11 protein-coding genes are annotated in these 11979 nt (G+C 61.7%); all 11 read right to left on the bottom strand.

The window, feature by feature from the left end; genetic code table 11:
* Positions 1–530 precede the first annotated feature (530 nt).
* Positions 531–1343, bottom strand: coding sequence for a CbbQ/NirQ/NorQ/GpvN family protein (locus tag AS156_RS36300; protein WP_066514629.1), 813 nt, complete (start codon positions 1341–1343; stop codon positions 531–533).
* Positions 1344–1391: 48 nt separating this feature from the next.
* Positions 1392–2411, bottom strand: coding sequence for an alpha/beta fold hydrolase (locus tag AS156_RS36295; RefSeq protein ID WP_066514627.1), 1020 nt, complete (start codon positions 2409–2411; stop codon positions 1392–1394).
* Between the two features lie 188 nt (positions 2412–2599).
* On the bottom strand, positions 2600–3637 hold the full coding sequence (locus tag AS156_RS36290) for an aliphatic amidase (RefSeq protein ID WP_066514485.1): 1038 nt from the start codon (positions 3635–3637) through the stop codon (positions 2600–2602).
* A 33-nt stretch (positions 3638–3670) separates the two neighbouring features.
* Entirely contained in the window at positions 3671–4363 is a 693-nt protein-coding gene (gene urtE / locus AS156_RS36285) for an urea ABC transporter ATP-binding subunit UrtE (protein ID WP_066514484.1), read from the bottom strand.
* Positions 4356–5108 carry an urea ABC transporter ATP-binding protein UrtD gene (gene urtD / locus AS156_RS36280; RefSeq protein WP_066514478.1) on the bottom strand — a complete coding sequence of 251 codons (753 nt, stop codon included), beginning with the start codon at positions 5106–5108 and terminating at the stop codon, positions 4356–4358. Before urtD ends, urtE begins: the two co-directional genes overlap by 8 nt.
* The gene (gene urtC, locus AS156_RS36275; protein WP_066514476.1) at positions 5105–6244 is read right to left on the bottom strand and encodes an urea ABC transporter permease subunit UrtC; all 1140 of its coding nucleotides are present in this window, start codon (positions 6242–6244) and stop codon (positions 5105–5107) included. Before urtC ends, urtD begins: the two co-directional genes overlap by 4 nt.
* Positions 6245–6260: 16 nt before the next feature.
* Entirely contained in the window at positions 6261–7130 is an 870-nt protein-coding gene (gene urtB / locus AS156_RS36270) for an urea ABC transporter permease subunit UrtB (protein WP_066514473.1), read from the bottom strand.
* 137 nt (positions 7131–7267) lie between these two features.
* Positions 7268–8521 (bottom strand): transporter substrate-binding domain-containing protein, encoded by a 1254-nt coding sequence (locus tag AS156_RS36265; protein ID WP_245313220.1) that lies wholly within the window; start codon positions 8519–8521, stop codon positions 7268–7270.
* Positions 8522–8651: 130 nt separating this feature from the next.
* Positions 8652–9293, bottom strand: coding sequence for an ANTAR domain-containing response regulator (locus AS156_RS36260; RefSeq protein WP_066514468.1), 642 nt, complete (start codon positions 9291–9293; stop codon positions 8652–8654).
* On the bottom strand, positions 9290–10537 hold the full coding sequence (locus AS156_RS36255) for a transporter substrate-binding domain-containing protein (protein ID WP_082747936.1): 1248 nt from the start codon (positions 10535–10537) through the stop codon (positions 9290–9292). Before AS156_RS36255 ends, AS156_RS36260 begins: the two co-directional genes overlap by 4 nt.
* 427 nt (positions 10538–10964) lie before the next feature.
* The coding region (locus AS156_RS36250) for an IS630 family transposase (RefSeq protein WP_082747544.1) at positions 10965–11979 on the bottom strand (1015 nt) is incomplete at its 5' end.

The raw sequence follows: 11979 nt of genomic DNA, 5'->3' as shown, positions 1-11979 counted from the left end.
CCCCGCCGAGATCCAGGCTGCAAAGTCCTCGGCCCCGGCGTGTATCAACAACTGTTCCAGCCGATTGACAGCAAGTCCCACCGATTCCGGCCCTGCTTCGGCGAGTTGGCAGAGCGCCGAAAGCACGGCGGCCAGCTCTCCGCCACCAGCGAGACGCGGCACCACCTTTGACAATTCTGTCAACAATGCGTGGGCGACGCGGCTCCCGACACTGCATCCGATCTCCCGCCCGGCACGACCGATTGCGATCAGCTCCTCGACCGATCGCTGCGCCGGCCATTGCTCAGATAGGCGGAGGAAGCCGAGGACCACCGCCTGGCCGAGATTGGCCTCGAACAGACCGTGCACCGCCTCGTCCCAAGCCGTGAGGCCATCGGATCCGCCTGAACGGCGCTGCAATACGGCTCNTCGCGCCGCCTGCACCGCCGATCCTATATCGTCGTGGCCCCGCAAAAGCGCCGCTAGCCTGCGGCCGGACCGGAAATTATCGAGCGAACTGATTTGTGCGACCGCCACTCGAACATTTCCATCTATGCACAGGCCGAGATCACGTCCCGCAACGTGCTTCTGGTGTCCACGTCATCGGTCAAGGGGACGACGATCGTCGTCTCGCAGGCCTTGTCGAGACTGATGCCATATCCGATCAGCCGGCCGGCATTGACCAGCATCCGGGTCGACGCTCCCTCGTCGAGCCCCTGGCCTTTCAGGTTGCGGCTGTGCAAGGCGATGTTCACCAGCAGATCGGCGATCTTGGGATCGATGCCGGCCTCCCGCGACACTACCTCGACCTCCGCCGCGCGGTCGGGGTAGCTGAAATCGAGCGCCGCGAAGCGCTGCTTGGTGGATTCCTTGAGGTCCTTGATCGCGCTCTGGTAGCCCGGATTATAGGAGATCACGAGCTGGAAATCGGAATGGGCGTGAATCAACTCGCCGCGTTTCTCGAGCGGCAGAACGCGGCGATCGTCGGTCAAGGGATGGATCACGACGGTCGTGTCCTGGCGCGCCTCGACGATCTCGTCGAGATAGCAGATCGCACCGAGGCGTACGGCCGTCGTGAGCGGCCCATCACTCCACACGGTGCCCTGTGCATCGAGCAGCCAGCGTCCCACAAGGTCGGCCGCCGTCATGTCCTCATGGCACGCCACCGTGATGAGCGGACGGCCGAGCCGCCAGGCCATGTACTCGATGAAGCGAGTCTTGCCGCAGCCGGTGGGCCCTTTCAGCATCACCGGCATACGGCTCGCATAGGCCGCACCGAACAATTCGACCTCATCCCCGAGGGGCCGGTAATATGGCTCGTCGAGGATGCGATACTGATCGAGCAACAGGGCGGGGTTGGACAATCTCACGTCCCCATCATAGTGCTGGCAGTCTTTCGCGACCGATCGACGTCACGAGGCGAGAAGTTCCTTCAGCTTGCCATCGATGAAGGTGACGTCAACCGGATTGGTCCCCGGTCCGCCGGCGAAGTGCCCCCAGATCGACGGCACCGGCACGAACGTGGCGTTCGGCATGTTCGCGACTTCGAACTCGCTGTCCGCCGTCGGGAAGTAGAGATCGGTCTGACCGGGCATGACATAGGTCTTGGCCTTGATGGCCCGCAGCGCGGCCTTGAAGTCGCCCTTGTAGATCTCGTTGTCGCTGATGTCGCCGTTCTGCCAGGTCCAAAGCATGGTCAGCAGATTGTTGGGGTCCTTCGGCAAGAAGAAGCCCTCCCAGAACGCCACCAGAAAATCCTCCAGCGAAGAATAGCCCAGTGTCTTGATGTCCAGCTGCTCGCGGTAGAAGGCTTGCGAGAGGCCCCAGCCGGCGTAGACGCGGGCCGCGGCGCGCAGGCCTCTGGCCGGCTTTTCGGTGTACCAGCCCTCCTTCCAGGCGGCATCCGCGGTCAGCGCAGCTTTCACACCCTCGAGAAATACGAAGTTGTGGCGCGAGCATTTTGCCGAACCGCAGAACGGCGCCAGCAGGTCCATCATGTCGGGATAGAGCGCACCCCAATGGAAAGTCTGCAGCGCGCCCATCGACCATCCGACCGCCAGGCGGATGTGCTTGATACCGAATTTCTCGGTGATCAGCCGATGCTGGGCGCGCACATTGTCGTAGGCCGTCACCTGCGGAAAGCGCGGTCCGTTATATGGCTCCGGCGTGTTGCTCGGCGACGATGAGAGACCGTTACCCAACATGTTGGGGATGATGATGAAGTATTTTGCAGGATCGAGCGCCATGCCCGAGCCGATCAGCCACTCATTGTCGTAATGCTGGCCGGAATACCACGTCGGATAGACGATCACATTGTCCTTGGCCGCATTGAGCTGACCGAAGGTCTTGTAAGCGAGCTTGCAGTCGCGAATGGTCGCACCGCGCTGCAAGGCCACGTTTCCGAGGTCATGGATCTGATAGTCGACGCTCATCGCCGTATCCTTCTTGTTTCGACCCGAGCCCACCGCTCATGCGGCGCTGGCCACCTTTTCTGTCGAGGATTGCACCCGCGCGGTCGCGAGGTAGACAACGCCGGCGGCCAACGCGGCCGAGATCGCAGTGGACAACCCCGGCGCCAGATTTTCAACGGCTGACGCCGACGCGGGCCGTCTGCTTCCGATCAGCGGTGCGCAACCTTCTGGTTCGGAATCCCCTCGATCGGACATTCATCGGTACCGACGGTCGGACGGGTCATGGCCTCGACCATTTCCCGCGTCCCGTCGGGATCCGTGATCCAGTTCTTGTAGAAGGTGTACGGACAGACCGCATGGCCGCGGTCGCCGTCGCCGGAGTTGATGAGGCCGGTGTAGCCGCGATGCATCAGCTTGAAGAGGTGGTTCTGCGACTGCATGTTGCGGCGCGCATCGCGGATCAGCGACACCGAGAGCTGCGCGTACTGGATGCCGTTTTCCTCCGTGCCGCACTCGCCGAGCGTCCGGCCGTCGAAGCCGATGATCGCCGAATGACCGAAGTAGGAATAGACACCGTCGAAGCCGGAGGCGTTGGCAACCGCCACATAACAGTTGTTGGCCCACGCCATCGACTTCGAGATCTGGATCTGCTGCTCCTTGGCCGGATACATGTAGCCCTGGCAACGGATGATCAGTTCCGCGCCACGCATCGCGCAATCGCGCCAGATCTCGGGATAGTTGCCATCGTCGCAGATGATCAGGCTAATCTTCAGGCCCTTCGGCCCTTCCGAGACATAGGTGCAATCGCCGGGATACCAGCCCTCGATCGGCACCCATGGCATGATCTTGCGATACTTCTGGACGATCTCCCCCCTGTCGTTCATCAGGATCAGGGTGTTGTAGGGCGCCTTGTTGGGGTGCTCCTCGTGGCGTTCGCCGGTCAGCGAGAACACGCCCCAAACCTTCGCCTTGCGGCAGGCATCCGCGAAGATCCGCGTCTCCTCGCCCGGCACCGACGAAGCCGTCTCGTACATCTCCTTGGAGTCGTACATGATGCCGTGGGTCGAGTATTCCGGGAAGATCACGAGGTCCATGCCCGGCAAGCCGAGCTTCATGCCCTCCACCATCTTGGCGATGTTGCGCGCATTATCCAGCACCTCGGCCTTGGTGTGCAGGCGCGGCATCTTGTAGTTGACCACGGCGACGCCGACCGTGTCCTTGCTGCTCGATATGTCTCCATGCAACATGTGCTCGACTCCCTTTGTGAACGATAGTGCCGGCTACACCGCCATGTGCAGCTGGATGAGATCCTCGGTGAGTTCGCCGATCGCGCCCTTGGCGACAACCCGACCCTTTTCCAGCAGCGCGAAGCGGTGAGACGCGCGCCGCGCGAACGCTACGTTCTGCTCGACCAGCACGACCGTGATCCCGTGCTCGCGATTGAGCTTGACGATCACGTCCTCGATCTGCTCGACAATGTTCGGCTGAATGCCCTCGGTCGGCTCATCCAGCAGGATGACCTTGGGCTGAGCAAGCAACGCACGTGCGATTGCGAGCTGCTGCTGCTGACCGCCGGAGAGGTTGCCGCCGTAGCGGTTGAGAAAATCCTTGAGCACCGGGAACAGCTCGAGCACCCATTCCTCGATGCCGTTTGCCGACTTGGCGGCGAAGGTACCGAGCGTAAGGTTTTCGCGCACGGTGAAGCGCGGCAGGATACCGCGGCCCTGCGGCACATAGGCGATGCCGGCCTTGGCGCGCTGATGCGTACGCAAGCCTGAAATGTCGGTGCCGTCGAGTGAGAGTCTCCCGGTCACGCGGTCCATCAGGCCGAGGATGCTGCGCATCAGCGTGGTCTTGCCGACGCCGTTGCGGCCGAGCACCGAAAGGAATTCGCCGCTGCCGACCATCAGATTGATGCCCTGCAGGGCGCGGCTGTTGCCGTAGAAAGCGTCGATATCGGTGAGCTCAAGCATTGCTGATGCCTCCCGATCCGAGATAGGCGCGGCGCACGTCCGAATGCGCCTCCACTTCCGCCGCGGTGCCTTCGGCCAGCATCTGGCCCATATGCATCACGGAAATGATGTCCCCGATTGCCTTGACGAAGCCCATGTCGTGCTCGACCACGACCAGCGTGTGCTTGCCCTTCAGCCGAGCGAACAACTCAGCTGTCTTGCGGGTTTCCTGCGCGGTCATGCCGGCGGTGGGCTCATCCATCAGGATCAGCTCGGCGTCCTGGGCAACGAGCATGCCGATCTCCAGCCACTGCGTCTGGCCGTGCGACAGATAAGATGCCGGCCGGTCGAGTTGTTCGGTAAGCCCGACCAGTTCTGCGAGACGTTCGACATGCTCGCGCCCTGAATTACGAAGATCCCAGCGCAGATTGTCGAACACGCCGGTGCGTCGAGCCCGCGCCACCTCGAGATTCTCACTCACCGTGAGCTCGCGGAATACGCTCGGGACCTGGAACTTGCGACCGACCCCGGCACGGGCGATTTCATGTTCCTCGAGATCCTGCAGCGGCGTGCCGGAAAATATCACGGTGCCGGCGCTCGGCTTGATCTTGCCGCAGATGATGTCAAGCGCCGTGGTCTTGCCCGCGCCATTCGGACCGATCAGGCAGCGCAGTTCGCCCTTGCGCACGCTCATGTTGAGGGCGTTGAGCGCCTTGAAGCCGTTGAAGCTGACGGAGACGTCGCGGAGATCGAGGTGAGAGGTCATGTGCTGCCCTCCGTCTGGCTGACGCCCGGCGTAACCTCCTGGCCCGCGACGTGCCGACGCTGGACGATCCAACGCCACACCGCCTGTGCAAGGCCGGCGAACCCCTTCGGCAGGAACAGCACCACGAGCACGAACAGCGCGCCCATCACCAGCGTCCAGGTTTCCAGGAAGGCCGCGGACTCCGAGAGCGCGCCCTGCACGCCCGCCACCAGCACTGCACCGAGGAACGCACCGACTAGGCTCTGCCGGCCACCGACCGCGCACCACACGACGACAGAGAGCGAAAGCTGCACGCCGAGGAAGGTCGGCGAGGCAAACTCCATCACGACCGTATAGAGCATGCCGGCGAGCCCGGCGATCGCCGCCGACAGTGCGAACACGAAGATCTGGTAGAGCGCGACGTCGTAGCCGAAATAGCGCACCCTGCTCTCGTGATCGCGGATCGCCTGCACGATCAGACCCGCCCTGCTCCTGGTGAAGGCAAACGCGACGAGCAAGCTCAACATCACGCATCCGGAGACGAGATAGTACGTGGCCCGGCCATAGGCGTCGAAGGCGACGCCGAAGATCTCCAGCTGGGCGAGATCGGTAATACCGTTGAAACCGCCGGTGTAGCTCTGCTGGTCGATGATCACGAGATTGAGCACCACCATGGTGGCGAGCGTGATGATCGAGACATAGACGCCGGTCACGCGCCCCCGGAACATGAACCAGCCGAGCGCCGCTGCGACCAGGGCCGGCACCACCATGCCCGCGGCCACTGCAAAGGTCAGCGATCGGAACGGCTCCCAGAACCACGGCAAGCTCGTGACATTGTTCCAGACCATGAAGTCCGGCAGACCGTCCGCCCCCGTATGCACAGGAACGGTCTTGAGCTTCAGCGCCATCGCCATTGCGTACGAACCGAGCCCGAAGCTCATGGCCTGGCCGAGATTGAGTATTCCGCCGAACCCCCAAGATAGTCCGAGCGACACCGTGAGGATGCCGAGCACCAAATAGCGCGCGACCTTGTTGAGCAGGAAATCGTTGTTGAGCAGCACCGGCAGCGCGAACACCAGAGCGCAGACGATGAGCAACGGCGCAAGCTGCACCGTGAGGCGCTGCAATCCGCTGGAAGTGGAAACATTCAATGACATCGATGAACGATCTGTCTCAGGCCCGCACACGCGCGGTAAAGAGCCCTTCGGGGCGGAAGCGGATGAGCACGACGATAGCGAGCAGCACGATCGCCTTGGCCACGGTGTCATTCTGCAGGAAGGCGATTGCGCCGGAGAGCTCGCCTAAGACGAAGGCGCTCGCAACCGTACCGGCTAGGCTCTGGACGCCACCAAGCACCACAACCATGAAGGCGTCGACCACATAGCCGGTGCCCATGTCGGGCGACACGCTCTTGAGCGGCGACACCAGCGCGCCCGCAAGCCCGGCGAGTCCTGCACCATAGGCGAAGGTCAATGCATAAACCCGCTTGGCGTTGATGCCGAATGAGGCCGCCACCGAGCGATCCTGGATAATCGCACGCAGCTTCATGCCAACCGTGGTGCGATTCATGAGTAACCACGTCGCCGCGAACAGCGCCATTGCCACCACGAACAGGAACACCCGATAGGACGATACCGACTGACCGAACACGTCCATGCTGTCGGACAAGGCCGGCGGCAGCTGCACATAGCGCAGCTCACTGCCGACCATCAGCCGCACCGCCTGCTGGAGCATGATGCCGACGCCCCAGGTCGCAAGGATCGTATCCAGCGGCCGGTTGTTGAGCAGGCTCAGGACGTATCGTTCGATGACCCACCCGAACGCCGCCACCACGAGGAAGATCGGAACGAGGCTCGCCAGTAGGCCGAGCCCGAGATAGGTATGAAACATCCAGGCCGCGTAAGCGCCGAGCATCACGAACTCGCCATGGGCGAGGTTGATGATGCCCATCGAGCCGTAGATGATCGATAGTCCCATCGCCACGAGCAGCAGGATTGATCCGATGCTGAGGCCTGTGATGATCTGTTCGATAAATTGGTCCACACCAGGATCCGCTTTTCCGAGTTTCGTTCTCACCCTCGCCGCAACGCCTTCGCCAACACCGCGAAGCGAGGAGCGCACGCATTGTCCGGCGTCGGCCGCCGGCGCAAGGCACCGGCGACCGTCGCCAGCCCCCACCGTCAGCTCTTCTCGACCACCAGGCCCTTGTCGGTGCAGACCTGCCCGGGATAGGCGGCGTAAGGCACCGGCTTGAGCCAGTCCTTGGCCTCGACGAGAATCTCGAACTGCCCGTTCGATTTTGCCTGAGCGATCTTCGGCCACAGCCAGGTATGGAGGTTCTCCGGCTCGATCCGGACTTTGCCCTGCGGCGCGATCGTTTCCTGTCCCTTGACCGCGTCACGGATGTTGGGCGGCGTAAGATCGCTGGTAGCCAGCTTTTCCACCGCCTGCCTGAACAGGTGGACCTGGAAGTAGCAGGCCTCCGACACGAAATGCGTGACCTTGTCCGCGCCCCAGCGCTTCTTGTAGGCCTCGACGAACTTCTCGTTCTCGGGCGACTTGTAGACCATGAAGTACGGCGCCGAGGTGAAGTGACCGGCGGCTGCATCGCCACCCATCGCCGCGACCTCGTTCTCCGAGGTGGTCAGGCTTGCCATCGGCATCTTTTCCGGATCGAGACCGGCCGCACGGTACTGGCGATGCAGCGCGACCACGGAGTCTCCAACGACAGTCGAGAAGATCACGTTCGGTTGCGTTGCGCGGATCTTGTTGATGACGGAAGAGAACTCGGAATGACCGAGCGGGACGTACTCTTCCGCAGCAACCTCACCGCCATGCTTCTCCAGCAACTTCTTGCAGTAATTGTTCTCTTCCTTTGGATAGATGTAGTTGGAGCCGATCAGATAGAATTTCTTGCCGAACTTGTTGATCAGCCAGGGCACGAACTCGTCTTGCTGCTGGTTCGGTACCGCCCCGGTGTAGATCACATTCTTCGAGCACTCGCGGCCTTCATAGAGCGTCGGATACCAATAGAGATTGTTCTGCCGTTCGAAGACCGGCAGCACCGCCTTGCGGCTCGCCGACGTATAGGAGCCGAACACGCTGACGCATTTGTCGCCGACGACGAGCTTGCGTGCCTTTTCGGAGAAGGTGGCCGGATCGGAGGCAGGATCCTCGACGATCGGAACGATCTTGCTGCCCTTGATGCCGCCGGCTGCATTGATCTCTTCGATCGCAAGCAGCGTCGCCTTGTTGAGCGATTCCTCGATGATCGCGGTCGTTCCCGTCAGCGAGAACAGCACGCCGACCTTGATCTCGCCGCCCGTGGCATGGGCAAGATCGGCGTTCTTGATCCAGACGTGCGGAAATCCCGCGCCGGCGAAAGCGCCTAATGCCGCAGTATTCCTCAGCAAAGTCCGCCTTGAAATGCTCATCCCCTCGCTCCCTTCAGGACACTGAAAAAACAAAAAGCCCTCCCGATGCGCGCTTACGCGAGCATTGGGAGGGCTTTGTTGCCGGTTGTATCGAAGGCGGCTCTGTCGCCGCCGGCCCCGCTATTGGGGCTTACTGTTGATGATCGTAGCCAAGCAGTTCGAACGAGTCAACAATCGCCGCAGCGACTGCGCTCGCTGACACCCGACGATCCATCGCCTGCCGCCGGATGAAGCCATAGGCTTCGGTTTCCGGCATCTGCCGTGTCGCCATCAGGATGGCCTTGGCGCGCTCCACCGTACGCATCGAGCGCAGATTGTCATCGAGCTTCTCGATCTTGCTGCGAAGCCGCCGCTCGTAACCGAATTGGCTGCGCGCAAGCAGGAGGCTCGACAGCACCGCGTTCGGCGTGAACGGCCGCGGCAGGATCGCGTTGGGCGTTGCGTTGCACAGCGCATCGGCGTGAATGGCTTCGGTCGCGGGCAGGATAACGACAAGCGCCGAACGCGCATCGCCGGGAATCCACGGCAAGCGCCGCGCCAGATCCGGCGCATACTCGCAGTACACCACGTCGGCATCGGCCGGCACGCTCTCCGGCATCGGCCAGACCTGCCGAACGCGCATCCTGAACCGCTGCAATTCACGCAGCAACATGCCGACCTGATCGTCGACCGGGGCGACCACGACCGCCGAGAGATCGGCAAGCTCCTGCACCATGGTCTTGCGCCCCGCCATATCCCGGTTGACGGACGGCCTACGCGACATTTCGTTCATTGGACGCTTCCTGTTTGCGTTGCGCGACCGTAGCCGATCAGGAACGGATCCGCATGCACCGGCTCTTTCGACTGGCTGATGACATCGAACTGTCCGCTGCGGTTGGCCCGCCCGATACGGGTCCAGAGGTCAGTGTGGCCCGACATCGGGTTGACGGTGACGGCGCCCTGCGGGGCGTCGAAGCTGGTGCCGAACACCATCGAGCGGAGCACCTCCGTGTCCAGCGTATTCACCTGCTCGAGTGCTTTCGCAAACAGGTGCAGCTGGAAATAGGACGCTTCCGCGCACATGTTGGTCGAGACGTCGGCGCCGAACCGTTTCTTGAAGCGCTGCACAAATGCGTTGTTGGCGCTGCCCTCGACACCCTGAAAGTAGGATGCCGCCGTGATGTGCCCCTCGCCGACATCAAATCCCATGGCAGCGATCTCGGCTTCCGTGGTGGTCAGGCTGGCGATCGGCATCTGCTTCGGATCGAGCCCGACATTCGCATAGGCCTGATAGAGAAACACCGTCCCTTCCCCCACGACCGTCGAGAAAATCACATCGGGCCGAACCCGCTTGATATCCTGAATGATCGGCAGGAAGTCCTGCCAGCGCGCGCGGACGTTGACATAGCGCTCACCGACCATGGAGCCGCCATTGGCCTTGAGCAATTCGCGCATCACGCGGTTGGATTCGCGTGGATAGATGTAATCCGATCCGACGAGGTAGAACCGCGTCCCGAACGTGTCCATCAGGTAACGGCAGAGCGCGAGGCTGTTCTGGTTGGGCGACGCGCCGGTGTAGATGACATTCGGCGACGCCTCGAAACCTTCGTAGAGCGTCGGATACCAGAGCAGGCCGTTCAACCGTTCGACAACCGGCAACACGGCCTTGCGGCTCGACGAGGTGTAGCACCCGAAGATGGTGCTGACCTGGTCCTCGACCATCAGCCGCTTCGCGTAGTGACCATAGGCCGCCGAGTCAGAACCCGGATCATAGGCGACAGGAATCAGCTCGCGTCCGCAGACCCCGCCAGCGCCGTTTACTTCTTCGATCGCGAGTTGCGTGCCCTGAAATTGAGTCTCCTCGATAACCGACATAAAGCCGGTCCGAGAGAACAGCACCCCGAACCGCCACGGAGCGGAGGTCGTTTGCGCAAGGTTCGACATGATCAAGCCCTCAGCATAGCGGGAGGGACGAGAGTGATTATTGCTCTTGTTGCTCTCGAACAGGATTGCCGGCCTTAAACAATTGCATGTCATCTCCCGTCAGACAAGGACCCAGACGACGAATGTTGCCAGCGAAACTGCCTCAATGAGGCGCCGAACGAAAAATAGGCAACGACAATGCTATTGCCGCATCGCTTCGCGAACCGCCTATCTCAGGTAGACGCGCGCTCGATTTCGCGCGTCGAGCGCATGCTGCGCTTGCGAACCGACTTTATATAGCGATCTGCAAGTGAAGCACGCGATCGCCAGCGCTTGACGAACGGCATGGCTTGCCAAGCGTCCAACACGAGCGAGGGCGCGCTCAAGAGCTAGTCAGGCGAGCAGCCCAATCGCCGCCACAGTGTTCAGATCCATCAAGCGGCCAGCTTCTCATTCATCATGAAACGGGCAACCCGCTCGCCGCTCATCATCGTCGGGCCCCACGCCCGAGGGATGAAACACGGTCTTCTAGTACCCGGAATCAGAGTTGATTGATACGGCGGCCCTTGAAACGGCGTTGACGGATCTTTTTCTTGGTCCAGACGAAGGGCTCGGCTTTGTCGTTGTAGGCGTTGACGTAGGCATCGATGTGTTCCTGAAGCTGCTTGAGGCTTGTGAAGGAGGTGCCGCTGAGCGACTGCCCCTGCAGGATTGAGAACCATACCTCGATCTGGTTGAGCCAGGACGCACTCGTCGGTGTGAAATGGAATTGCACATTGGGATGGGCCTTGAGCCAGCTCTCATTCTTCTTGTGGGTGTTGAGGTTGTCGAGGATGACGTGAAGCTTTCGGCCCGGAAAGGCCGCGGTGAGGCTGTTCATGAAATCGAGAAACTCGACACGGCGACGGCGTTTTGAATGCGTAGCGATGATCTTTCCGGTGGCGACTTCGAGCGCTGCAAACAATGTCGTGGTGCCATGCCGCTTGTAATCGTGGCTCTGGCCGGTCAAGGCGCGGCCATTGGGCAACTTCAGATAGCCCTGCGCTCGCTCCAAAGCCTGGATCGAGGGCTTCTCGTCCACGCAGAGCACAATAGCCTTCGCCGGCGGGGCGACGTAAAGGCCAACGACATCGGCGGCTTTGGCCGTAAAGTTCGGGTCGTTGCTCTCACACCAGGACTTGCGAGCCGCGAGGTCAATCTTGTGGCTGCGCAGGAACCGCCAGACATATTGGACGTCAACATCGCCTAGCGCCTCGGCCAGCAGAGGGCCGGTCCAGCGCGCAAACCCTTGCGGGGGCGGCTTATCCAGCAGCTTCAGAATCCGCTTGTCGGTCGTCTTCGTATAGATCGGCTGCTTGCCGGGCCGCGGCTTGTCTTGCAGCCCTTCAAGGCCTTGGTCGGCATAGCGATGCCGCCAAACGCTGACAATCCGCGGCTGGACCCCAACTTCCTTGGCGATCGACCGGGTGCTGCGCCCGTCCGCCGCTAACAGGACTATCCGCGCCCGCTTCAAATCGCGCTGCAATGTCATCGGTGAGCGACAACACGCCTCAAGC

It is taken from the genome of Bradyrhizobium macuxiense, from assembly GCF_001542415.1.
GTDB lineage: Bacteria > Pseudomonadota > Alphaproteobacteria > Rhizobiales > Xanthobacteraceae > Bradyrhizobium > Bradyrhizobium macuxiense.
This window is presented reverse-complemented; position numbering and strand designations above follow the sequence as displayed.